Source organism: Bacillus sp. N1(2025), from assembly GCF_053470005.1.
Window position 1 is genome coordinate 58,085 of the sequence record NZ_JBLTJB010000006.1, and the last position, 23,518, is coordinate 81,602.

30 protein-coding genes are annotated in these 23,518 nt (G+C 45.1%); 23 read left to right on the plus strand and 7 right to left on the minus strand.

Going from position 1 to position 23,518, the window contains the following annotated elements; genetic code table 11:
- Nucleotides 1-151: 151 nt before the first annotated feature.
- Nucleotides 152-313 (minus strand): hypothetical protein, encoded by a 162-nt coding sequence (locus tag ACNFN4_RS14615; RefSeq protein WP_007409608.1) that lies wholly within the window; start codon nucleotides 311-313, stop codon nucleotides 152-154.
- Nucleotides 314-501: 188 nt separating this feature from the next.
- Here ACNFN4_RS14615 and cheV point away from each other — a divergent pair, with 188 nt between their 5' ends.
- Nucleotides 502-1,413, plus strand: coding sequence for a chemotaxis protein CheV (gene cheV, locus ACNFN4_RS14620; RefSeq protein WP_014417604.1), 912 nt, complete (start codon nucleotides 502-504; stop codon nucleotides 1,411-1,413).
- 42 nt (nucleotides 1,414-1,455) lie between these two features.
- Here the strand turns inward: cheV and ACNFN4_RS14625 are convergent, their stop codons facing one another.
- The 4 genes from ACNFN4_RS14625 to ACNFN4_RS14640 form a co-directional block, all read right to left on the minus strand.
- Nucleotides 1,456-1,920 (minus strand): YkyB family protein, encoded by a 465-nt coding sequence (locus tag ACNFN4_RS14625; protein ID WP_003154622.1) that lies wholly within the window; start codon nucleotides 1,918-1,920, stop codon nucleotides 1,456-1,458.
- A 122-nt stretch (nucleotides 1,921-2,042) separates the two neighbouring features.
- On the minus strand, nucleotides 2,043-3,335 hold the full coding sequence (locus ACNFN4_RS14630; RefSeq protein WP_014417606.1) for an MFS transporter: 1,293 nt from the start codon (nucleotides 3,333-3,335) through the stop codon (nucleotides 2,043-2,045).
- Between the two features lie 75 nt (nucleotides 3,336-3,410).
- On the minus strand, nucleotides 3,411-3,905 hold the full coding sequence (locus ACNFN4_RS14635; protein ID WP_089072484.1) for a L,D-transpeptidase family protein: 495 nt from the start codon (nucleotides 3,903-3,905) through the stop codon (nucleotides 3,411-3,413).
- Nucleotides 3,906-3,979: 74 nt separating this feature from the next.
- Nucleotides 3,980-4,843, minus strand: a complete 864-nt coding sequence (locus ACNFN4_RS14640) for a metallophosphoesterase (RefSeq protein WP_448200272.1) — start codon at nucleotides 4,841-4,843, stop codon at nucleotides 3,980-3,982.
- Between the two features lie 143 nt (nucleotides 4,844-4,986).
- Between ACNFN4_RS14640 and fadH the strand changes: the two genes are divergently transcribed.
- From fadH to ACNFN4_RS14710, 14 genes are all read left to right on the plus strand, one after another.
- Nucleotides 4,987-5,751, plus strand: coding sequence for a 2,4-dienoyl-CoA reductase (gene fadH, locus ACNFN4_RS14645; protein WP_003154618.1), 765 nt, complete (start codon nucleotides 4,987-4,989; stop codon nucleotides 5,749-5,751).
- Nucleotides 5,752-5,864: 113 nt separating this feature from the next.
- The gene (locus ACNFN4_RS14650) at nucleotides 5,865-6,413 is read left to right on the plus strand and encodes a hypothetical protein (protein ID WP_021493756.1); all 549 of its coding nucleotides are present in this window, start codon (nucleotides 5,865-5,867) and stop codon (nucleotides 6,411-6,413) included.
- 141 nt (nucleotides 6,414-6,554) lie between these two features.
- On the plus strand, nucleotides 6,555-7,775 hold the full coding sequence (locus ACNFN4_RS14655; protein WP_014417611.1) for an EAL domain-containing protein: 1,221 nt from the start codon (nucleotides 6,555-6,557) through the stop codon (nucleotides 7,773-7,775).
- A 442-nt stretch (nucleotides 7,776-8,217) separates the two neighbouring features.
- The gene (locus ACNFN4_RS14660; RefSeq protein ID WP_003154613.1) at nucleotides 8,218-8,457 is read left to right on the plus strand and encodes a YkuJ family protein; all 240 of its coding nucleotides are present in this window, start codon (nucleotides 8,218-8,220) and stop codon (nucleotides 8,455-8,457) included.
- A gap of 122 nt (nucleotides 8,458-8,579) precedes the next feature.
- Complete coding sequence (locus ACNFN4_RS14665; RefSeq protein ID WP_020955744.1) at nucleotides 8,580-9,098, plus strand: ribonuclease H-like YkuK family protein; 519 nt, start codon at nucleotides 8,580-8,582, stop codon at nucleotides 9,096-9,098.
- A 140-nt stretch (nucleotides 9,099-9,238) separates the two neighbouring features.
- Nucleotides 9,239-9,430, plus strand: a complete 192-nt coding sequence (gene abbA, locus ACNFN4_RS14670; RefSeq protein ID WP_007409618.1) for an antirepressor AbbA — start codon at nucleotides 9,239-9,241, stop codon at nucleotides 9,428-9,430.
- Between the two features lie 143 nt (nucleotides 9,431-9,573).
- Nucleotides 9,574-10,017: a cyclic-di-AMP-binding protein CbpB gene (gene cbpB / locus ACNFN4_RS14675; protein WP_003154608.1), complete on the plus strand. Its 444-nt coding sequence runs from the start codon at nucleotides 9,574-9,576 to the stop codon at nucleotides 10,015-10,017.
- Nucleotides 10,018-10,156: 139 nt separating this feature from the next.
- Nucleotides 10,157-11,038: a transcriptional regulator CcpC gene (ccpC, locus tag ACNFN4_RS14680; protein ID WP_022553414.1), complete on the plus strand. Its 882-nt coding sequence runs from the start codon at nucleotides 10,157-10,159 to the stop codon at nucleotides 11,036-11,038.
- Between the two features lie 112 nt (nucleotides 11,039-11,150).
- The gene (locus tag ACNFN4_RS14685; protein WP_012117440.1) at nucleotides 11,151-11,624 is read left to right on the plus strand and encodes a flavodoxin; all 474 of its coding nucleotides are present in this window, start codon (nucleotides 11,151-11,153) and stop codon (nucleotides 11,622-11,624) included.
- Nucleotides 11,614-12,507 (plus strand): WD40/YVTN/BNR-like repeat-containing protein, encoded by an 894-nt coding sequence (locus ACNFN4_RS14690; protein WP_017417679.1) that lies wholly within the window; start codon nucleotides 11,614-11,616, stop codon nucleotides 12,505-12,507. The genes ACNFN4_RS14685 and ACNFN4_RS14690 overlap by 11 nt, the downstream gene beginning before the upstream one ends.
- Nucleotides 12,508-12,533: 26 nt before the next feature.
- Nucleotides 12,534-12,989 carry a flavodoxin gene (locus ACNFN4_RS14695; protein WP_014417614.1) on the plus strand — a complete coding sequence of 152 codons (456 nt, stop codon included), beginning with the start codon at nucleotides 12,534-12,536 and terminating at the stop codon, nucleotides 12,987-12,989.
- Nucleotides 12,990-13,070: 81 nt separating this feature from the next.
- Entirely contained in the window at nucleotides 13,071-13,781 is a 711-nt protein-coding gene (gene dapD / locus ACNFN4_RS14700; protein WP_007409623.1) for a 2,3,4,5-tetrahydropyridine-2,6-dicarboxylate N-acetyltransferase, read from the plus strand.
- 70 nt (nucleotides 13,782-13,851) lie between these two features.
- Nucleotides 13,852-14,976, plus strand: coding sequence for an N-acetyldiaminopimelate deacetylase (locus ACNFN4_RS14705; protein WP_017417680.1), 1,125 nt, complete (start codon nucleotides 13,852-13,854; stop codon nucleotides 14,974-14,976).
- A gap of 60 nt (nucleotides 14,977-15,036) precedes the next feature.
- Entirely contained in the window at nucleotides 15,037-15,282 is a 246-nt protein-coding gene (locus tag ACNFN4_RS14710) for a YkuS family protein (protein ID WP_003154596.1), read from the plus strand.
- A 33-nt stretch (nucleotides 15,283-15,315) separates the two neighbouring features.
- On the opposite strand, the gene ACNFN4_RS14715 is transcribed toward ACNFN4_RS14710, so the two are convergent.
- Nucleotides 15,316-16,122, minus strand: a complete 807-nt coding sequence (locus ACNFN4_RS14715) for a mechanosensitive ion channel family protein (protein WP_021493755.1) — start codon at nucleotides 16,120-16,122, stop codon at nucleotides 15,316-15,318.
- A 287-nt stretch (nucleotides 16,123-16,409) separates the two neighbouring features.
- On the opposite strand from ACNFN4_RS14715, the gene ACNFN4_RS14720 reads away from it, so the two are divergent.
- Both ACNFN4_RS14720 and rok read left to right on the plus strand, forming a co-directional pair.
- Nucleotides 16,410-16,868, plus strand: a complete 459-nt coding sequence (locus ACNFN4_RS14720) for a TlpA disulfide reductase family protein (protein WP_014417617.1) — start codon at nucleotides 16,410-16,412, stop codon at nucleotides 16,866-16,868.
- 451 nt (nucleotides 16,869-17,319) lie between these two features.
- Nucleotides 17,320-17,916 (plus strand): transcriptional regulator Rok, encoded by a 597-nt coding sequence (gene rok / locus ACNFN4_RS14725; RefSeq protein WP_003154591.1) that lies wholly within the window; start codon nucleotides 17,320-17,322, stop codon nucleotides 17,914-17,916.
- 20 nt (nucleotides 17,917-17,936) lie between these two features.
- On the opposite strand, the gene ACNFN4_RS14730 is transcribed toward rok, so the two are convergent.
- Nucleotides 17,937-18,929 (minus strand): hypothetical protein, encoded by a 993-nt coding sequence (locus ACNFN4_RS14730; protein WP_021493753.1) that lies wholly within the window; start codon nucleotides 18,927-18,929, stop codon nucleotides 17,937-17,939.
- A gap of 145 nt (nucleotides 18,930-19,074) precedes the next feature.
- Here ACNFN4_RS14730 and ACNFN4_RS14735 point away from each other — a divergent pair, with 145 nt between their 5' ends.
- The 6 genes from ACNFN4_RS14735 to moaD are packed head-to-tail and all read left to right on the plus strand — an operon-like array spanning nucleotide 19,075 to nucleotide 23,241.
- The gene (locus ACNFN4_RS14735) at nucleotides 19,075-19,677 is read left to right on the plus strand and encodes a molybdenum cofactor guanylyltransferase (RefSeq protein ID WP_448200273.1); all 603 of its coding nucleotides are present in this window, start codon (nucleotides 19,075-19,077) and stop codon (nucleotides 19,675-19,677) included.
- 51 nt (nucleotides 19,678-19,728) lie between these two features.
- A complete protein-coding gene (locus tag ACNFN4_RS14740; RefSeq protein WP_007611113.1) occupies nucleotides 19,729-20,748 on the plus strand; it encodes a molybdopterin-synthase adenylyltransferase MoeB in 1,020 nt (339 codons plus the stop codon).
- Between the two features lie 17 nt (nucleotides 20,749-20,765).
- Nucleotides 20,766-22,058 (plus strand): molybdopterin molybdotransferase MoeA, encoded by a 1,293-nt coding sequence (locus ACNFN4_RS14745; protein ID WP_014417621.1) that lies wholly within the window; start codon nucleotides 20,766-20,768, stop codon nucleotides 22,056-22,058.
- On the plus strand, nucleotides 22,019-22,540 hold the full coding sequence (gene mobB, locus ACNFN4_RS14750; protein ID WP_448200274.1) for a molybdopterin-guanine dinucleotide biosynthesis protein B: 522 nt from the start codon (nucleotides 22,019-22,021) through the stop codon (nucleotides 22,538-22,540). Before ACNFN4_RS14745 ends, mobB begins: the two co-directional genes overlap by 40 nt.
- Entirely contained in the window at nucleotides 22,541-23,011 is a 471-nt protein-coding gene (locus tag ACNFN4_RS14755) for a molybdenum cofactor biosynthesis protein MoaE (RefSeq protein WP_007611116.1), read from the plus strand.
- Nucleotides 23,008-23,241, plus strand: coding sequence for a molybdopterin converting factor subunit 1 (gene moaD / locus ACNFN4_RS14760; RefSeq protein WP_228903466.1), 234 nt, complete (start codon nucleotides 23,008-23,010; stop codon nucleotides 23,239-23,241). The genes ACNFN4_RS14755 and moaD overlap by 4 nt, the downstream gene beginning before the upstream one ends.
- Nucleotides 23,242-23,518: the final 277 nt, after the last annotated feature.

Below are 23,518 nucleotides of genomic sequence, written 5' to 3' on the forward strand. Positions count from 1 at the left end.
CTGAGCATTTGTCATCTTTTTATTGAACTATCCCGAGTATATGTCCGATATGTGAAAACATACCTTCTTTCAGAAAAAAATAAGACAACCAGCTGAAATGATTGTCTTCATTGTATCATGATCTATCTATTGTGATATGTGGCGAATGTCATTAATACCCGTATTCAAAGCTGACGTCTTCCCGCCATAAGATGTATGGAGCGGGCTTGTCGGGACGCTCTTTCGCCTCTTTTTTCATTTGCAGGTAAGCCGTTTTGCTGATATCTTCTAACACCGTCATTTGATCTTGGTCGAATATGACTACTGTACCCATTTATTACACCCTTCTTCCTGAAAAATCCTTGACTATTTTACCACTCGATGTCAAAAAGTCAATGGGATATCAGAAAAAAGCATTTTTTTATAAAGAGTTCATGGCCAGTTGGACCGAATACATTCACTTTTTCCGTTTCCAGCCGATATATACAGTACAATACTGAATGCGGATAGCGAGGGATTGAATTGTCTTTACAACAATACGATATTTTATTGGATTCAGGCACAAACGAATTAGAAATCGTCAAATTTGAAGTAGGCGTCAATACATTTGGCATAAATGTGATGAAAGTCCGGGAAATCATTCAGCCGGTAGATGTCACATCTGTGCCTCAGTCTCATAAAGACGTAGAAGGGATGATTAAGCTGAGAGGCGAAATTCTTCCCGTCATCAGTCTGTATTCCTTTTTCGGCGTTGATGCCGAAGGAGCAAAAGACGATAAATATATCGTAACGGAATTCAACAAACGGAAAATCGTCTTTCACGTCGGTTCCGTTTCACAAATCCACAGGGTGTCCTGGGAGGCGATTGAAAAGCCGACTTCCCTGAACCAGGGCATGGAGCGGCATTTAACGGGAATCATCAAACTGGAAGACACGATGATCTTTCTGCCTGATTATGAAAAGATCATTTACGATATTGAATCGGCATCCGGAGTTGAGACTTACCATGTCCATCAGGAAGGATTTGATGAAAGACGGGCGGGTAAAAAACTGATCATCGTTGAAGATTCGCCGCTTCTGATGCGTCTTTTGACGGATGAGCTGACTGAGGCGGGGTACAGTGAAATCGTTACGTTTGAAAACGGAAAAGAAGCGTATGATTACGTCGTGGAACTGACGGATAACGGAGAAAACCTGTCAGACCATATTGACATGATTATCAGTGACATTGAGATGCCGAAAATGGACGGGCATCGTTTGACGAAGCTCCTTAAGGATAACCCGCAAAGCTCTGATGTGCCGATTATGATTTTCTCGTCCCTGATTACGGACGACCTGCGCCACCGGGGCGAAGTAGTCGGAGCGGATGAACAGATCAGCAAGCCTGAAATCAGCGAGCTCATTAAAAAAGTGGATACGTACGTGATTGAATAGAAAAAAGCCGATGCATGACGCATCGGCTTTTTTGCGGCGGAATTAAAAATAACTCTCACCAAGTTTTTTAAATACGGGTTTATGATAAGCAGGCTGCTGCCTGTTGGCGGCAAGCGGTTTTTCCTTTAAGCCCACATATTTTTGCAATACGTTTTTCGCTTTTGTCAAAGACATTTGTGCTTTAGGATTGCGGTACGATTGATTTAACGTACCTAAATGCGGAAGATGCTGGAAGTCTTCTTTTGTTGGAGGCATGTGAAAATAGTAGTCTCCGATAGAGATAAGTACGTCTGACTGCTGTTGGCTAAACCTGGGATTATTTGAAAAGTGAAGCCCTATTTTTTTCCCTTTGCCTTCTTTCACAAGCTTTTGTAATGCCCGTTTTTTCAGCAGATAAAGGTATTTAGGGTTGGGGGCGGTTTTTGCATGGCGGTTCACAGTATAAACAGCTTTTGAAAGATTCTCGATGGTTGGCTGCAGCTCTTTCGAATAAGCGTGGTCGTCCATTATTTCTCTCCTTTGCATTGATCAAGTTCATATATAGATTATACTTTTTTAGCGTTGAAATGCAAATATTGATTATAAAAATACGCCTTTTTCTGATGAAAAGGGCGCATCTTTTTCCTTTATTAGACAGGATTCGCATGTTTTTCGGAATCAGCCTTTAATGATTGCTGCACATCGACCTCTGCTGCCTCGGCGCTGTATTTCGGAAGAGCGATAAAATAGAACACAAATACCGCTAAAATCACGATTCCCATGCCGTAATAAAGGTAATCAATATTGGAAACGAATTTCGGAAATAACAGGGCAACCAGTCCGAGTGTAATCGATTGGGCAAACATCATAAAAGGATCCTGCCAGCCGCTGACCCGGCCCATTATTTTCGGATGAACAATTTTCGGCATCCAGCCGCCGATGGCGATATTGACAGGGCCGATGCACATGCCGAGGACGAAAGCCGCCGCATAATAAATCCACAGCTTATCCGTATAGCCGAGGACAAAAATGAGCAGTCCGGCTGCCAAAATAGGAATCGACATCAAATGATGCGGTTTGACTTTTTTCGCGATCATCGTTCCGATCACACTTCCTGCAAGCAGGCCGAAGCCGAGTGCGACGGTGAAGATGGAAGTATGTGATTCGTAATGATCAGGCGCAAGTCCGTATTTCATCGTAAACATCGGCAGTACGGCAAAGCCGCCGTTGACAAAACCAAAGATAAAAAAGCCGAAAATAAGGGAAGCAAGCAATTTGTTTTTAACAATATATACGATCCCTTCCTTAAAATCAGCGACCGAGTCTTTCAGAAACGAATCTCCCCATTTAAAAGGGCCGTTCGGCTGACGGGCTTCTTTCGGAATGCGGCAGGCGCGGATCAGAAAGCCTGATACAATAAAGCTGACAAAATCAAGGATAATGGCTCCGTGAATACCGATCGTTTTATACATAAACGCGCCTATACCGACGCCGAATACCATGAAGATGCTGAACAGGATCTGGTTAAGTCCCGCCGCTTTCGCGTAATGCTCCTTAGGCAGAATAGCTTGTACAAGGCTGGCTTCCGCCGGGAAAAAGAACTTGGTCACGGCGCTTCTGATGAACAAAATACAGAACACGAGAGGGATGCTCCCGGTGTATAATGCGGCAAACAATACGATCGTCAGTCCGGCTCTGATCCAGTCACAATTCTCTGCGACCTTTTTCCTGTCAAGCCGGTCAGCTGCGACACCGACAATCAGAAATACGAAAACTGTCGGCAGTGAATACATCAGCTCAGCCAAAGTCGTGTATGCCGGCTGATTTGAAAAATGGTCCAGCAAGTAAAAAGCGAAAGCCATATTACCTACAGTCGTTCCCATTTGAGAAGCGAGTGCTGCGAAAAAGAGACGGACAAAATTGCGATTTTTAAATATATCCATAAACACGCTCCTTACCCTAAAGGTCCCACTGTAATATATTATCATCAGCTCGTTCCATTAACAAATAAGATCTTTCTATCTTATAATAGTCACCCTTGTTCCATTAGGAACGGCAGCGGCAAGTTTAGTGACGTCCTGATTATACATCCGGATGCATCCTTTTGATACCGCTTTGCCGATGGAGGAAGGATTATTTGTTCCGTGAATGCCGTAATGAATTTTAGAGAGGCTGAGCCAATAAGCGCCGAACGGGCCTCCGGGCTTAGGCTGGCGGTTCACGATGTAAAATTCTCCGGTCGGCGTGGTCGTCAATATTTTTCCGACTGCGATGGGGTACGTACGGATGAGCCTGCCAAGGCGGTATAACTCCAGTTTCTTCGCTCCGATATAGACGATGATGGAGTAGGGAATGGTGGATGGGTCAGGAAGATTCGGTATGATAATGTGCTGTCCCGCGTATATGACCGATTGGATTGAGGGATTTGCCTGAAGGAGAGCAGCAGCGCTTATTCTGAAGTCTTGCGCAATGCTGGAGATGGTTTCTCCTTGTTTCACTTGATATGTCAGCAGTTTCATCACCCTCCTTTTTGCTCTTTTCCATATACATATTACGGAGGGGGTGTCTGTGTATCAGGATAAAAGTCTTATTTTTGCTCGGTTTTCAATGTGAACAGCGTGATTTCCGGTCTGGCTAAAAATCGATACGGCAGTCTTGTCGTACCGAGCCCGCGATTGACGTAAACGGCTGTGTCATGAAGCGTATACATGCCGTCGGTATACGTTTTTCCGTAAGGAGGCGTAATGAGAGGGCCGAAAAACGGGAGCTGGACCTGGCCGCCGTGGGTGTGTCCCGACAGCTGGAAGTTTACGGGATATCCGCCTATCTCGAGAGCGGCATCAGGCTCGTGGACGATTAAAATGGAAAACGCATCTTCGGAAAGGCGGGACAGGGTGCCTTCATAATCGGGTTTTCCGAGCATTACATCATCCAAAAACGCGAGTTCAATCCGGCTTCCGTCTGTCAGCTGCACCTGACGATAGCCGTTTCGAAACACTTGAAAATCAGCAGCTTCCATCAGAGCCTTGTACGTGTTCGTACCGTAGCCTCCGTGGTCATGGTTTCCGTAAACACAAAGTTTGCCGAAGGGAGCTTCAAGATTTTGCAGCACGGCGAGTGCATGCTGGTGATCATTAAATAAATGCGGCTTATCAATTAAATCTCCCGTAAAGATGAGCAGATCGGGTTTCAGCTGATTGATCTTTTCCGCTGCTTTATTCAAGTCACCGGATGTAAACACATCACTGAGATGCGTATCGCTGAATTGAACGATTTTAAAATTGTCAAAGCCGCGGGGGATCAGGCGGTTGGTGATTGTATGCCGGGTGATTTCAATCATGCGCGGTTCAATATACCGGGCATAGCCGTAGCCTCCGCAAGCCGTTGCAAGAGCTGCACCCAAAACACCGAATCCTCTTTTTAAAAATGTTCTTCTGGTCATTTTCTCCATATGTAAAACCAACCTTTGTCAGAGTTGTTCTATTATATCATCAGCTTGGCTGAAAAATCCCTTCTCAGCATGTAATGACGCGGAAAGACATCTGTGATAAAATTATGAATGATTATTCATTCAATAAAAGGGGTGGGTTTGTTATGGATAAGAAAGCGGTAATCATTACAGGCGGTTCAAGCGGCATGGGAAAAGCAATGGCGAAAAAACAGGCTGAATTAGGATGGCACGTCATGGTGACAGGGAGGAACCATGAAGCACTTGAGGAAACAAAAAAAGAAATTGAGACCTTTGAGGGGCAGGTCGCCTGTTTTCAAATGGATGTCCGTTCTGATTCCGCCGCTTCAGACATGATTACAGAAGCGAAAAAAGTCTTTGGCCGGCTCGATGCGCTGATTAACAATGCGGCCGGCAACTTTATTTGCCCGGCAGAGAAGCTGACGCCCAATGGATGGAAAGCTGTTATTGAGATTGTTTTAAACGGCACATTTTTCTGCAGCCAAGCCGCGGCAAGGCATTGGATCGAGCAGGAGCAGAAGGGCGTCATCTTAAATATGGCCGCTACATACGCATGGGGAGCGGGAGCGGGTGTCGTTCATTCCGCTGCAGCCAAAGCGGGGGTATTGTCACTGACAAGAACGCTGGCCGTTGAATGGGGGAGCAAATACGGCATCCGCACAAACGCGATAGCCCCCGGCCCGATTGAACGGACAGGCGGTGCGGAGAAGCTGTTTGAATCGGAAAAAGCGGTGTCCCGCACTATGAACAGTGTGCCGCTCGGCCGGCTGGGCACACCGGAAGAAATCGCCGCGTTGGCAGCGTTTTTGCTATCTGATGAAGCGTCCTATATAAACGGGGATTGTATCACAATGGACGGGGGGCAATGGCTGAATCCTTATCCGTTTTAATTTTTCATATATCGATTATTTTGCAAAACAAGCGAACGTTAAAGCCGCCGTTCGCTTGTTTTATTTTCTATTCGAAATTATGATATAATTTTGAAAGATTAAGGGGCGGTTAATTGAAGAAATTATTAAAATGGTTCGTTGTACTATTTGTAAGCAGTTTAGCTATCATCTTTAATATTTGGTACTTTATTATTTGTGCTTTTACTCCGGAGTATTATCAAAATACCAATCTTACATCTGATGAAATAATCAGATTTGAAAAGCTATATCACATAGATTTTCCTGATGAAACGAAATGTATTAAAGCCAGGGAGTATTTGAGTGGGCTCGGAGGCGATACATCGGCTGTATTATATGTGTCTCTGCCAACCAAGCTGGCGGAAACAATTTTATCTGATTATACGTATATGCCAATAAATCATACTGATCATGCCGGTTCAATGTATGGAGTTGACGTTTCCGAGAGTGTTGGCGGGTTAACAACTCTTACATTTGGCACTTTAGATAAAAAAGGAACTTTCTTTCAGTTGAAACATGATGATGATTGGATATTTAACAGCACTGATTGGAGCCATTATTTTTGGACAGCTGCCGGTTATAATGCTCTTATATTTATCCTTTTATTTGTGATTGTGAAACAAATGAATAACGTCCTTAATTAACCGGTCTGAAGAGTGATCTTAAAAATATCCCCCTTTTATTTTAAGCTGCTGCCATACTGCCTCCTTTTCCCCTAATCTAAACATTTGTGGTGCTGATATAATTGTGTATAATCAGACAAAGATAGAGAAGCAGGTGATAACATGTTGGACCCACTTGATATACTGACGAATATTGATGATGTCATTCCGTATTACCAAGCGATTTTTAACGCTGAAGAACAAAGAGTCGTAGGCTATGAGGTGCTTGGGCGTATTTTGGCAGATGCGGAGATTGAGAGCCTCGGGTCGTTTTTCTTAGATTCCGGCATTCCGGAAGAATATAAGCTTGAGGTCGATGACAGAGTCATCAGGCAGGCGCTGGAGCGGTTTAAAGAAGCTGACCGTGATCTGTTGATTTTTATCAATCAGGATGCGAATGTATTGATGCTTGACCACGGCGAAAGCTTTCTTGAGCTTTTGAAAGAATACGAAGAGCAGGGCATTGAATTGAACCGTATTGTGCTTGAGATCACCGAGCACAATTTCGAAGGCGACATTGAACAGCTGTACCATATGCTTGCCTATTATCGTACATACGGCATTAAAATCGCGGTGGACAATATAGGTAAGGAGAGCAGCAACCTGGACAGAATCGCGCTCCTTTCACCGGACCTTCTGAAAATAGATTTGCAGGCGCTGAAGGTATCTCAGCCGTCACCATCATATGAGCATGTGCTGTACAGCATTTCATTGCTGGCGAGAAAAATCGGCGCCGCGCTGCTGTATGAAGATATAGAAGCTGATTTCCAGCTCCAGTACGCATGGAGAAACGGAGGCCGATTTTTTCAAGGCTATTATCTGCAGGCGCCGAGCGGCGATTTTATAGACCGGAGCCTGTTAAAAGCACGCTTGAAAACGGAGTTTCAGCAATTTATTACGAGAGAAAAAAAGAAGCTGGAAACGGTATATGAACACTCTGAGAATTTTTATAAGCGGGTCAATCAGGCAGTTTCCGAGCTGAAGAAAACCCATCAGGCGGACGATGAGTTTATTAAAAAACTGGCGGAAAACCTGACCGACTGCTGCTTCAGAATTTATATGTGTGATGAAGAAGGCTATCAGCTGACGGGAAATGTGTTCAAGCAGTCCGGCGAATGGCTTTATCAGCCTGAATACATGGAGAAAAACTGGAGCTGGCGTCCGTACTTTTTAGAAAACATCATGAAGATGCGGAATTCAAGAAAAGGCTTTTTCAGTGACCTGTACAGTGATATTGAGACGGGTGAGATGATCAGAACCTTTTCATACCCGATGGATGACAATATGTATTTATTTATCGATCTGCCTTACTCTTATTTATATGAACAGGACGGATTACTTTAAAGCGGCTGCTGTATGCCGCTTTTTTTATAAGTGTGAAAAAGTTTTAAAAAACGATTGACAATGATACTGATAATCATTATCATTTAGTTATAGAGAGAAGTTACTCTCTGTTCCCCAACCCCTCTATCAGATCAAGATCCGAAAAAACTTGGCGCTACCCCCGCCAAGTTTTTTTATGCTGTCTCCTCATAAAAGGGCTTCTCCTTACATACATCTGATAATGGCGGCTCAAAAAGCGAAAAATTATTTTTGAAAGGTGTATGACATTCCGAAAAAAGCTTCAAACTATTCGAAAACACGGTTTTCCCGTTTATTTCTTTTTGAAAATCCAGCGGGAAAATGCCATCCCGGTCTACTTTATGGTATGATGCTCTGTAGAACTTGTATTATAATAAATACTTGTTGATTTGAAGTTGTTTTTTGAAAGGAGTCTTTTTTTAGAATGTCACAATTAATGGGTATCATCACGCGGCTGCAAAGTCTGCAAGAAACAGCGGAAGCGGCTAACGAGCCGATGCAGCGTTATTTTGAAGTTAACGGCGAAAAAATTTGCAGTGTTAAATATTTCGAAAAAAATCAAACGTTTGAACTGACGGTTTTCCAAAAAGGTGAAAAACCTAACACATATCCGTTTGATAACATTGACATGATTTCTATTGAAATTTTTGAGCTCCTTCAGTAATTTGATTTGATTTTTCAGGCTGACCAAGCTTCCGGTCTTCCGCAAGCGGAGCTTTATTAAATTATGCAAAGGAACGTGCTTGTTCGTTTGGTTGTAGACTCTGGAAAGAGGAGTGTCCGTACATGGCTGATTCTTTTCTGTTTTATAATCTTTCTGAGGCACAGATGACCTTTCAAGACGTGACGGAGCGGCTGAAACGCTTTGTCAATAAAGACCCCCGTTCAGCATACGTGCTGTCTGTAGGGACTGATTCACAAGTTTACCGCGACTTCACAAAGTTTATTACGGCTATACACTTGCACCGTACAGGCAAGGGAGCTTGGGGCTGTTTGAAAAATCACGATCTTGCAAGACCGATACATAGCCTTCGCGAAAAAATTTCGCTGGAAACCGCGTTCAGCCAGGAGATGGCTGCGCATATCCTCGACGGCCGTCTTATGGAACTGACAGATTTGCTCTTGCCTTTTGCGGATGAAGGGGCGGATCTTTCATTTGAAGTGCATCTGGATATCGGTCAAAAAGGGCTGACAAAAGAATTGATACAAGAAATGACCGGCCGCATTACCTCGATGGGCATTGAAGCGAAAATCAAGCCCGATTCCTGCACAGCATTCAGTTATGCCAATCGTTACACAAAATAATATTTCATACAGAATCCGCAAAATGTCGAATTATGCGGTTGACGATTTTTTTCTGTTTACTTATTCTAGCGGTAGAGCTGAAAGCAAATTTCACCTTGCTTTCGGAGGTATTCAGTTAAAAATAGGGGGCCTGATTACGTATGAGTCTTATCGGTGAACGATTTACGGAAGAAGAACAGAAACTTCTGCTGAATATCCTGATCAATCAAGAATATGCCATTGAGCTTTTGACCAGCGAAATCAACGATATAGAAGCGGGGTCAAAAAGCGTTGATGGAACCACTTATAAAAAACTCGTAACGCTCTATGACCGTTTTCGGAATGAAAATTAATCAGCGGCCTATAAATTGATACTCGATTGCAAAGAGTATCTTTTTTATTGACGGAAACTTTTCGACAAAAAATGATAATGTTTATATTATTGCAATATAGGGAATACATGCTTTGATGAAAAATGTAAAGGGGTCGAAGTGACATGATTAGCTTACAATCAGATCAGCTTCTTGATGCAACAGTCGGACAATTTATGATCGAGGCGGATAAAGTGGCGCACGTTCAAGTCGGAAACAACCTTGAGCATGCTCTATTAGTGCTGACCAAAACCGGCTATACCGCCATTCCCGTCCTCGACGCTTCGTACCGTCTGCACGGTTTGATCGGGACAAATATGATTATGAACAGCATTTTCGGACTTGAACGGATCGAGTTTGAGAAACTGGATCAAATTACGGTTGAGGAAGTCATGCTGAAAGACATTCCCCGTCTCCACATCAATGATCCGATTATCAAAGGGTTCAGCATGGTCATTAACAACGGCTTTGTCTGCGTTGAAAATGATGAAGGCGTCTTTGAAGGCATTTTCACGAGGAGAGTCGTGTTAAAACAGTTGAGCAGCCATATCAGATCATTGAATAAGTAGGCTCGCACGATCAGCCTATTTGTTCTTTTGCATGCCGGAAAAAGAAAACGCATACATATGAGTGGCGCTTGCCTCGGCAGCCTTTATTTTATTAGAATGGTAGATAAGAAATACGAAAGGCATTGAAAAGGAGGACGACATGCAGCTTCAAGAGCTTCATATGCTCGTAGTTTTGGCTGAGGAATTAAACATGAGGAAGGCTGCCGAACGGTTATTCGTGTCACAGCCGGCTCTGTCCCAGCGATTGCAGACCATTGAAAAAGCCTGGGGAACAAAGATCTTTCTAAGATCTCAAAAAGGACTTACGGTAACGCCGGCAGGAGAAAAAATCATACAATTTGCAAATGACGTCACGGATCGGCAAGAAAGAATCAGAGAAAACATTGATGAACTTGAGGGTGAGATTCACGGCACATTAAAGCTTGCCGTCGCCTCCATTATCGGGCAGCACTGGCTTCCGAAAGTGTTAAAAGCATATGTGGAACGATATCCGAATGCAAAGGTCTCTCTCATTACAGGGTGGAGCAGCGAAATGCTGAAAAGTCTGTATGAAGATCAGGTACATATCGGCATTATCCGGGGAAATCCGGAATGGAAAGGCCGGAAAGATTATTTAATGACCGATCATTTATATTTGGTTGATACGGAAATTTCCTGTATTGATGATATTGCCCATACCGATCGGCCGTTTATCCAATTCAAAAGTGACAGTACATATTTTCAGGAAATTCAGCATTGGTGGCATCAAAAATTCAAAACCTCGCCGAAACAGACCATCCTCGTCGATCAGATTGAAACGTGCAAGCAGATGGCGCTGCATGGGATCGGTTATGCCATTCTGCCGTCAGTCACTTTAGAAGAGGAAGACAAAGTAAATAAAATGCCCCTGCTTGATACAAAAGATCATCCGATCGGTCGTGACACATGGCTGCTCGGTTATGAGCCGGCATTTGAATTAAAACAGGTGCAGGCTTTTGTTTCTGTCATTAAAGATATGCTGAAGCAGGAACGCCCATTTTAGAAAGACAGCAATCATGCTGTCTTTTTTTTATTTTTTATTGACAATGAAAATCATTATCATTTAAAGTGTTATATATGTTAATGAAAATCATTATCAATTACGAGGTGATCATATGCAGAAAGCATTAATGATATACGCAAGCATGTCGGGGAATACAGAGGATATTGCCGGCATTATAAAAGAAACACTGAGCGGGCATCAGATAGCAGTTGACTGTCTCGACATGGATGAGGCAGATGCGGATTCTCTCGAAGCATATGATTATGTTTTTGTCGGCACGTACACATGGGGGGATGGTGATCTTCCTTACGAAGCGGAAGATTTTTACGAAGATATTCTGCACAGCCAGCTCAACGGACTGAAAACGGCCTGTTTCGGTTCAGGCGATCACGCCTACCCGAAGTTTTGCGAAGCGGTCACGCTGTTTTGCGATGCGTTTGAACAGGCCGGAGCCAATTTATATCCGGAAACGCTGAAAATCGAGCTGGCGCCCGAGACGGCTGAGGATCAGGAATGCTGCAAAGAATTTGTCCGCGGTTTTCTTGCATGGGCCGCTCACCACGGAGACCGGTGCCATGTTTCATAAAGGCGCGACGGCTGTCATGGCATCAGTGACCTCAGGATATTTTGTCGCGGTGAAAGACGAAGGTATTTTTCATTTTTCGGCGGAAGAAGGCTGGAAAAGACTATTCCGAGTGAAAAGCAGAATTCATGTGCTGACTTACATAGGGCCCTACATATTCGCGGCTGGAGAAAAAGGCGCCGTTCTCAGATCAGCCGATCAGGGAAAGACTTGGACGGCCTCCCGATTTCCGACCAGCGCCTCCGTATGGGCCGTTGCCGGGCGGAATGACGGGTTTGTCTGTGCGCACGGCACATATTGCCTCTACTTATCTGATGATTTCGGCGTCACTTGGCATGTGGCTAAGCCCTTTTCACAATTAAAGGAGCCGCCTGTCATCCGTTCGCTTTGTTTACACGGTCAGACGATTTATATCGGCACCCGGATTCATATGAATCATGGCGGCATTTGGGCGTATGATCTGACGGAAGACCGCATCCGGCGTATAAGCCGCGAAAGGCAGCGCATGACGGCTTCAATGATGATGTATCAGAATGACTGGCTCATTGCAGCAAAGGGCGCGGCAAAGGGAGAACGGGGGGAGGTTGCCGTCCGAAACGTGCGGACGCAAGAGGAGTTTGCCATTACAGCCGGGCCCGCCGTACGGGAAAAATCATTTCTCGACGTTTCTGAGGATAACGGGATTATTTATGTCACATCGTCACAGGACGAAAACGGATTTTCGCGTATTTATCAAGCTGATCTCGCCGCCGGTGAATTAAAGTGGTTTGATACGATCCGCGGTCACGGATGGCGGGTGGCAAACCGGGAAGAAAACTTTTTTTGCGCGGGCCTTTACGAAAGTAAGTTTGTCAGACCGTATGAGGCGGTTCGGCTCGCACATTAGTTTTTATGCATAAAGGAGAGACGAAGATGGGGAATGTACTGCTTGTTTACGCTACAATGTCAGGAAACACCGAGGCGATGGCGGATTTAATTGAAAAAGGGCTGATCCAAGCACAAGCATCCGTAGACAGATATGAAGCGATGGATATTCATGCCGAACTTTTTAATGATTACGAGTATATTTTATTAGGCACATATACGTGGGGAGACGGGGATCTTCCTGATGAAATGCTCGATATTGCTGAAGATATGGAAAACCTGGAGTTTACGGGAAAAACATTTGCTTTGTTCGGTTCCGGAGATACGTCCTATGAGTTTTTTTGCGGAGCGGTTGACGAATTGGAAAAAGTAATCACGGCCCGCGGCGGGCGGGTGGTGCTGCCGTCGGTCAAAATTGAAAACAACCCTGAGGGCAGTGAGGAAGAAGAGCTCCGGGAATTCGGAAGACAGTTTGCCGCGCTGTGCAGCCAGCCGGCAGAATAAAGGCTTGTTCCTTTTTTTCTTGTCTTTGTATCCTTCCTTTGTTACAGTAATGAGGTAGAAAATCAGAGGAGGACAATACATATGAAAATGATGGATGCAAATGAAATTATTTCATTTATTCAAAATAGTACAAAATCAACGCCTGTAAAAGTGTATGTAAAAGGCGATCTCGAAGGAATCAGCTTTGGCGATTCCGCTAAAACATTCCTGAACGGCCAATCCGGCGTCGTTTTTGGCGAGTGGGCTGAAATTAAAAGCGCAATCGAAGAAAACAAAGACAAAATTGAGGATTACGTCATTGAGAATGACCGCCGCAACTCTGCGATCCCGATGCTTGATTTAAAAGATGTTAAAGCGAGAATCGAGCCCGGCGCTATTATCCGCGACCAAGTCGAAATCGGCGACAATGCCGTTATCATGATGGGTGCGTCTATTAATATCGGTTCAGTCATCGGCGAAGGTACGATGATTGATATGAACGTTGTTCTCGGTGGGCGCGCGACTGTCGGCAAAAACTGCCACATCGGAGCGGGTTCTGTATTAGCGGGCGTTATTGAGCCGCCTAGCGCTAAGCCTGTTGTCGTGGAAGACGACGTTGTGATCGGCGCAAATGCGGTTGTGCTTGAAGGCGTAACAATCGGTAAAGGCGCGGTTGTCGCTGCGGGAGCCATCGTTGTGAACGATGTCGAACCATATACCGTTGTAGCGGGAACACCTGCGAAAAAAATCAAAGATATCGATGAAAAAACAAAAGGCAAAACAGAAATCAAACAGGAATTACGCCAGCTGTAAGGAATGGTTTGATAGAATGGGCGTGGATGATAAAATCCACGCCTTATTCTTATCTCAAGGAGGAATACATATGGAAAAAGAGCGGCTCATTGCCATCCGAAGAGATCTGCACCGCATTCCGGAGATCGGCTTTCAGGAATATAAAACCCAGCAGTACCTGCTGAATCTATTGAACCAATATCCGGAGGAAAGAATTGAAATTGAAACTTGGAGAACCGGCATCTTTGTCAAAGTCAACGGCACGGCTCCGGAAAAAATGCTCGCCTACAGAGCGGATATAGACGCTCTGTCGATTGAAGAGCAGACGGGACTTCCGTTTGCATCTGAACACCCCGGTTTTATGCACGCATGCGGCCACGATATGCACATGACCATCGCGCTCGGCATTATTGATCATTTTGTCCATCATCCCGTCAAACATGATCTGCTCTTTTTATTCCAGCCGGCTGAAGAAGGACCGGGCGGAGCGGAACCGATGCTTGAAAGCGATGTGCTAAAAAAATGGACGCCGGATTTGATTACCGCTCTCCATATAGCACCTGAGCTTCCTGTAGGCACAATCTCCACCAAAAGCGGATTGCTGTTTGCCAATACGAGCGAACTCGTCATCGATCTTGAGGGGAAAGGCGGGCATGCGGCATATCCGCATACAGCAGACGACATGGTCGTTGCCGCGAGCACGCTTGTCACGCAGCTGCAAACGGTCATATCCAGAAATACGGATCCGCTTGACAGCGCTGTGATAACTGTCGGAACGATTACCGGGGGCACGGCGCAAAATATCATCGCAGAGCATGCTCATCTGGAGGGAACCATCCGGACGCTTTCCGAGGAATCAATGCGTATGGTGAAAAAGCGGATTGAAGAGCTTGTCAAAGGAATTGAAATCGGCTTCCGATGCAAAGGAAAAGTCACGTATCCGTCCGTTTATCATCAAGTTTATAATACAAGCGGCCTGACCGAAGAATTTATGCAATTTGTCAGCGATCATCAGCTTGCTGACGTGAAAACGGCGAAAGAAGCGATGACCGGAGAAGATTTCGGGTACATGCTGAAAAAATATCCCGGCTTTATGTTCTGGCTGGGGGCCGATTCATCCCACGGGCTTCATCACGCAAAGCTGAACCCGGATGAAGATGCGATGGAAACCGCGGTAAATGTCATGGTCGGATATTTTTCGAAGTATGCCAATTAAATCCGAAAAGAAGAATAATCTAACAAAAATTGAGCATTCTACATAACGGAGGTGTTCAATATGACGAAAAAAATTGGAATTGAACAATCTTTATCGGATGTAGAACAGGCGTTAAAACAAAAAGGATATGACGTAGTGATGATGAAGACTCCTGAGGATGCGAAGAATTGTGACTGCTGTGTCGTAACCGGACTTGACAGCAATGTCCAAGGAATTGCCGATACGTCAACTCAGGCTCCCGTCATTACGGCTTCCGGAATGACCGCCGACGAAATCTGCAGCGAAGTGGAAAAAAAATTTCATTAAAAAGAAAAAACCGAAGCTTACGCTTCGGTTTTTCTATTCGGCGGAAGCGGCGTTTTTAAAACGGTCGAGCGCGATTTTCATTTCTCTCCGCAGTACGCGTTCAACCCGCCATTGCTCCATATTTTCTGTTTTGGCAATGATTCTGAGCACCATTTCTGACGAGCTTAAATCCTGAACCCCGATGACGTCCGGCCCTTCCTTAATCTGCGGGAGCTCAGCGGCTGCTTTGTCACACGCGGTTTGCAGGATTTGAATGGTTTCATCAAGATTTTTTTCAAGCGGCACTTTAATATCGACAAGCGCCTGCATCGTTCCGCGGGAATGGTTGCTCACATTCGTAATGCCCCGGTTGGGAAGATAGTGAAGCGTGCCGTCAAAGCTCCGGATTTGCGTCGTACGGAGACCGACCTGCTCGACAATGCCGCTGTAGCCGGCAACCGTAATATAATCACCGACGTCGATCTGTTTTTCCAAAAGGATAAAAAATCCGGTGACGATGTCACTGACAAGCCCCTGAGCCCCGAAGCCGACTGCGAGACCGACCACGCCGGCGCCGGCAATGAGAGCGCTCGGATTGTAGTGAAATAAATCCAAAATCATTACGATAAAAACGAAAATCAGGATGTATCCATATACATTAAGCGCGAGGCTTCGCAAAGTATAAGCGCGGCCTGTAGAGAGGTTGTTTTGTTGCTCGAATTTCTGAAACAGATGCTTGATCAGCTTTTTTCCTGCCGTCCGGAAAATAAAATACGCTAAAATAATGAGAGCCAGCTTTATGATGAAAATCCCGGCAGATGTGAGAAGCCCGGCCCAATCAAAGTGTTTTAGATCAATCATAGTGATGTCTTACTTTCAAGTCTATTGCGGAAAAAGCTAAAAGTGATATACCCGTTTTTAAAATAAAATAAACCTTTTAATAGAAATCAGTTATTTCATTTATGATTTGTTCATATTGCCCGGTTTCAATATCATCATTTTTGTGAAGATATGAACTAAGGAATCGCCACACTCATTTTAACATGGTGATTCAGCCAAATCATATCCTTTGGAGGGAAAACAGGAGAACGTTGCCCGGCGGACTGAAAGCCCCGGCAAAAAACCTTTTTCGTAAGGAGGGAAATAAGATGAAATTACGTCAGCAAATGCCTGAATTGACAGGCGCTAAAGCATGGATTAACAGAGAAGTCTCGAAGGAACAGCTGGTCGGCGGAAAGCCGGCACTGATTCACTTCTGGTCCGCCAGCTGCCGCATGTGTAAAGAAGCGATGCCTGAGGTGAACGGGTTTCGTGATAAATATAAAGATCAGCTGAATGTGGTGGCCGTTCACATGCCCCGTTCCGAAGACGATCTTGATCTTGAGAAAATCAAGAAAACAGCGGCTGAACATGATATCTCTCAGCCGATTTACGTCGACAGCGATCATACGCTGACTGAAGCATTTGAAAATGAATATGTGCCGGCTTATTACGTTTTTGATAAAAGCGGACAGCTCCGCCATTTTCAAGCGGGAGGAAGCGGGATGAAAATGCTTGAAAAACGCGTCAGCCGAGTACTTTCAGAAACGGAGCAGGCTTCTGAGTAATCGGGACAATCTCCGTCGGACTATTGTCTCGGTTCCGCAAACCCTTTGCCGTTTAGGTAACAGGGTTTTTTTGTGCCTATTGGATAAAAAATTCCAATATGACATGTGTGGCTTAAAAAATAAGAGAAACAGCCGTAAACACGCTGTACCGCTTGTTTTATCCGTATCATTATCTTTTACATATTATAGTCGAAAATTGTAGATATCACGCTAATTTTCATTAAACAAGTAATTTCAAGTTATATTTTGAAATGGTTGAATAAATTGGAACTTTGTCCAGAATCCCCTATATGATAAGGATTTTTGTATATAAAGTACCATTTTCAGAAAATAAGCAATTTTTCATAGAGTAAATAAAATAGTAAAATGATAAAATAATAGTTGATAAAATTACTTTTGTAATCTAATATCTTAATAAAAGCGTTTAAATTTTTGACAGGGGGTTTTACACATGTTTAATGAAAGAGAAGCGCTGCGCTTACGTTTAGAACAATTAAACGAAGCAGAGGTAAAAGTCATTCGTGAATATCAAATAGAACGTGATAAAATATATGCAAAACTGAGAGAATTAGACAATACAGGCAGCCTGTCCGATACAAAAAAAGAGTTTCGTCCGGAGAAAAAAAGTGACTCTCTCCCGGTGCTTGCAGAGCTTGCAGCACAGGAAATGAGAAGCTATCAAAAGCCGCAGACACAGCCTCAATCCTCCCAGCCGCAGATGCAGTCTATTACGTCTCTTCCCGCCGGCATTCCGGACGGTTCTACAAGAAGAAGAAGAGGGACGGCGAGACCGGGATCAAAAGCGGCAAAACTGCGCGAAGCAGCGATTAAAACGTTGAAACGCCACAATGCAGCGATCAAAAGTTCCGAACTGCAAAAGGAAATTGAAAAGGAAAGCGGCCTTGAAATTCCTAATATGACAACATTTATGCAAAGCTTAATTAAAATGTATCCGGAAGTGAAAAAACCATACCGCGGCCAATATATTCTTGAGGGAGAAATTTCTCAGGAAACAGCAGAAACGGCAAATGATACGGCTGCTGAATAAAACAGTAAAAACTGCTTGCGTTACTCAAGCAGTTTTTTTGCGTTTTCCCGCTTATTCTGCGGAAGTGACGCATCTTTTCCAGGCTTTTTTTCAAGCTTGACGACATATTTTTGGAAAGGCTTTTCGCCGTCAGCACGTTCTTTCAACGCATCCAGTTTTTCATCAAACGACTGATCGCGGGACTCTGATTGTACAAATTGTTTTTGCAGGGAGATGACTTGTTCGGTAACGGCTTTAAGCAAGTCTTCTGCCTGAACAGTCTCTTTGGAAACAGAAGGGATTTCCAGAGCTTGTTCCGCCGGTTCCGCCGTGCGGCTGTCAATATCAGCAAAATGGCCGGCAATCCAAGCATCACTTTCGTCCAGCTGCCGTTTATACGAAAGAATGGTTTCTTGAAATAACTTTTCTTTCGTTTTTTCTATTTCTACAAGCCGTTCTTTTGTTTCTAGTATTCGATCTCTCATATGATTAATTTCTATTTTAATATGTTTGAGCTGGTATTCTTTTTCTATCATTTGTGTTTGGAGCCGGGTATTTTCGTCTGCAGCGGCATGATAACGCTGTTTCATATCTTCGTGAGAAGTCCGTTCAGTTTGAATGGCGGTCTCAAGTGAGCGGATGCGGGTATGTAAGTTTTTATTTTCTTCTTCAAATTTTACATTTGTAAGATGCAGACGGTGCTTTTCTTCCATCTCATTTTTCCGCCGAAACGTTTCCTGCTGAAGCAGTTCTTGCAGAATGACGATTTTATCGAGCAGCCCGGCTCTGATTTCATGCAAAGAACGTTCCGTGTCACTTGTCTGTTTGTGTTTTTGAGCCATGGCTTCCAATTCGTCAGAAAGCTTGTGAAGCCGCTCTTTAATATTGGCGTTTTCCTCCTGAAGCTTATTATTTTTCTGATGGAAGTAGCTTGCTTCAAATTCTGAAATTAATTTTCTGCATCTGGAAAGTTCGGATTTCAAGTAAAGGTTCTCTTGAGAAGTGTCGTGGAAAAACGGACCGGATATTTTCATAAGAACCATCTCCCTCATGATGTTAACACTACAATATGGGAAAGGATCAACGGCTATTCCTCTTAATTAAACAGACAAGCACCGTAATATTGTATTTCGGCTGAGGCGTTTGCTATGCTTTTATATAGAATGGGAGAGAGATGACATGAAACGGGTGAATGTAATATTAGCGGGGGGAGCTTCCCGAAGATTCGGAGAACCGAAAGCTTTTGCAAAGTGGAAGGGCGGCATGTTTTATGAACAGGCGAAAAAAGCCTTCGGCGGCGGAGAAACGGTAATTATCAGCCGCCCTGAGTATATAAAAAAGTTCTTATCAAACAGGGAGCGGCATGTTTTTGCCGATGAGCCGCGGTTTCGGGGAATGGGCCCGCTGGCCGGCATATATACGGCAATGAAACAAACGGAAGGCGAAACATACACGGTCATATCCTGTGACACGCCGCTCGTGACAAGAAAGACGATGGCTGCACTAGAAATGAAGCTGACCGGAAATCTGGACGCTGTCATACCGGTTTGTGAAAACAGAGAGCATCCCCTCTTGGCGGTTTACCATAAACGGGTGCAGGATGTGCTTTTTGATCAGCTGACACAAAACAAACTGAAAATGACAGACACGCTGAAACGGCTGTCTGTCTGTTATGTGCAGGCTGAAGACATCGGCGCCGGGCCGGAGGAGTTCGCTAATATCAACACACGGGACGATTACACCAGACTTTTGGCGCATGTCGAGTCTTCAAATCAGGACTGATCGGGAAGAAACATGGTATGATGGAAATAAAAATGCAAGGGGACAACACAGATGGAAGAGCGCTATTCGCGGCAGACAAGATTTAAGCCGATAGGGGAAAAAGGGCAGCAGGCGCTGGCTGACAGCAGTGTCCTGATTGTCGGAGCCGGAGCCCTCGGAACAGCCGCGGCAGAGGGTTTGGCAAGAGCCGGAGCGGGCCGTATGGCGATTATTGACCGGGATTATGTGGAATGGAGCAATTTACAAAGACAGCAGCTGTATACAGAAGAAGACGCGAGACAGCGCCTGCCGAAAGCAATGGCGGCCAAGGCGCGTCTTTTGGCGGTAAACAGTGATATACATATCGATGCTTACGCGGCGGAAGGTACGGCGGAAACGCTCGAACCGCTGATCGAACAAGCGGATTGCATCGTGGATGCGACAGATAATTTTGAAACGAGAATGGTCATCAATGATCTGGCGCTGAAAACGAAAACACCTTGGATTTATGGTGCCTGTGTCAGCAGTCAGGGAATGTGCATGACGATTATTCCGGGGGTTACGCCGTGTTTATCCTGCCTGTTTGAGCAAATGCCCGTGGGCGGAGCGACATGTGATACAGCAGGCATCATACCTCCGGCGGTTCATATCGTTTCCGCTTATCAGCAGGCTGAGGCGCTGAAATTGCTGACAGGAAATCATGCGGCGGTAAATCGGCGCTTTTTCACGTTTGACGTGTGGAATAACACCAATATGAGCATAAATGTGGATCAGATCAAACGGGATCATTGCCCTTCCTGCGGCGCGGAGCCCGTATATCCGTATCTGCAGCCTGAAAACAGGCCGAAAGCAAGCGTGCTGTGCGGAAGAGACACCGTTCAAATCAGATCGGAAGCCTTAAAGAGGCTGGATAAAGAAGAGCTTGTCAAACGTCTGAAGCAGATCGGTAAAGTGGAAGCAAATGAATTTCTGCTGCACATGGCGTATGAGCGCTTCAGAATCGTTATTTTTCAGGACGGACGGGCTTTGATTCACGGTACAAACGATATAAAAGAAGCAAATTCAGTTCTGGCCAGAGTGATCGGACTGTAGGAAGGGGAGATATTGCTATGCTTGAAAAAAGAACGCCGATTCAGGTGGACGAAGCAGTCCGCCGGGTGAGCCGGTATAAAAAACAGGGGGATACCGAATGGGTGGCGCTTGAGGACAGTCTCCACCGCTATTTGGCGGAGGATGTTAAGGCGGATCATGATGTGCCGGCCTTTAACCGTTCCCCGTATGACGGGTTTGCCATCAGGGCGAGCGATTCAAAAACGGCTTCCCGTGACAATGCCGTCACCTTTGAAGTCATTGACCATATCGGAGCCGGCGCCGTGTCAGAAAAAGAACTCGGGCCTTATGAAGCGGTCCGCATTATGACGGGTGCGCAGATTCCAAAAGGCGCGGATGCCGTAGTGATGCTTGAACTGACAAAAACGTTTTCTGAAAACGGGACGAATTACATGTCAGTGAAACGCCCTTTTCATGCGGGTGATAATATTTCATATCAAGGAGAAGATGCGAAAAAGGGCAGCTCGCTATTAAAAAAAGGGACGAAAATCACGCCGGGCGTAACCGCTCTTTTAGCAACCTTCGGCTATGCTTCCGTTCCCGTGGTCAGAAAGCCGGTTGTCGGCATTATCGCAACGGGAACCGAGCTTCTTCATGTCAGCGATCCGCTTGAGCCGGGGAAAATCCGCAACAGCAACGCTGCCATGGTGTATGCCCAGGTCATTGAAGCGGGCGCGGTACCGCTGAACTTAGGGAAAATTTCCGATGATTTTGATGACAGCTATGCTGCGGTGAAGGAAGCTATGAAAAAAGTTGATTTTCTGATCACGACCGGCGGCGTGTCAGTCGGCGATTTTGATTTTCTTCCAGACATTTATAATAAGCTCGGAGCGGAAGTTCTTTTTAACAAAGTGGCAATGCGCCCGGGGAGCGTGACAACTGTCGCCCGGGCCGATGACATGCTGCTGTTCGGCCTTTCAGGCAATCCGTCCGCATGTTATGTCGGATTCACCCTGTTTGTCAAACCGATGATTCAGACGTGGCTTCTGAATGAAAAACCTCATTCCGGATGGGCGGAAGCCGTGTTAACAAACGACTTTCCGAAGCCGAATCCGTTTACGAGATTTGTGAGGGCATTTGTTTATCATAAGGACGGAAAGATGATGGCGTCACCAGTCGGTCTCGACAAATCAAGCTCAGTCACATCTCTAGCCGAAGCAAACGCGTTTATCCTTCTGCCGGGAGGAACGAGGGGGTATGAAGCGGGCCGGACGGTTCACGTGCTCCTCATCCGTGATGAGAATGGAAGTGAATGGCCGTGGTCAATTCTTTCCCGATCGTCCAGATCGTAGGTTTTCAAAACAGCGGTAAAACAACGTTTATTGAACGTGTGCTGAAAGCGGCGCTGAAAGAGTGCGATATTGGATGTTTAAAACATCACGGACATGGCGGAGAACCGGAACCTTTTTCTGACGGAAAAGACTCGGAGCGTTTTTCAAAAGCCGGAGCCGCGGTTACGGCAGTAGAAGGGGACGGCGTCCTGCAGCTTACGGCGCGAAAAAAATGGGATCTGGCGGGTTTGATCAGTCTGTATGAATGTCTGGGAATTGACGGTCTTCTCATAGAGGGATTTAAACATGCGCCGCATCCGAAAATCATTATGATCAAAGACAGCGAAGATTGGCAAAAGCTGAAGCATTTGGAGCACGTGATCGCGGTTGTCAGCAGAAATACGGAGCATATGCCGGCAGATGCAGGTATGCCCGTATTCCATGCGGATGATCCGGCTGCCATTATGTTTGTGCTTTCGCAGCTGAAAGGGGAATCTGCATAAATGGAACGTTTTCAAATTACAAGGGAACCTATCATTGCGGAAAATATCGTAAAAAAAGTTGAAAAGCGTGAAGCCGGCGCCATCACAACGTTTATCGGCACGGTCAGAGAGTGGACTGCAGGACGGCGGACGGTACGGCTCGAATATGAAGCGTATGAACCGATGGCTGTTCAAATGCTTTCTCAAATCGGCGATGAAATCAGTGCGAAATGGGAAGGAGCCGAAGCTGCAATCACACACCGTGTCGGCGTCCTTGATATCGGAGAAGCAGCGGTCGTAATCGCCGTGTCTTCACCGCACAGAAAGGCGGCATATGAGGCGAATGAATATGCAATTGAACGGATAAAACAGATTGTGCCGATATGGAAAAAAGAAATCTGGGAAGACGGAGAAGAATGGATAGGCGATCAGCTGGAAACAACGCCCTATCCGAACGGAAAACCGGATTTGGATAAAGGGGAATCGCGATGATTAAAGTACTATTGTTTGCCGGGCTTGCGGAGCAGGCGGGAACACCGGTCATTGAACTTGACGAAAAAGAGACGGCGGTGTCTGCTGTGAAAACGCTGTTAAAGGAACGGTACGGCCTTCAGACGATTGACAATGCCATGATCGCAATCAATGAAACATATGTAAAAGACAACAGCATCGTAACAGAAGGTGATACTATTGCCTTTATCCCTCCTGTAAGCGGAGGGTGAAAAAAGAGCCGGATGTGCATCATTGCCATCCGGCTTTTTTGTATATAGGAGCTGAATTACAGAGAATATCTAAATGGGATTTAAAGGGATTTGTGATTGAGACGGTTTTGATTAGATGAATAGGCTGAAGACAGTGCCTTTACAAGGCTTTGAGCCTCCCGTCATACCGGTCTGACAATACTTTTTTTTACATATTTATGGAACGTAAAGCTAAGAATTTGTGTTACAATTTAGCATAAATACGCAAACGGCAAAAAAATTGAAACTTCTCTCAGCC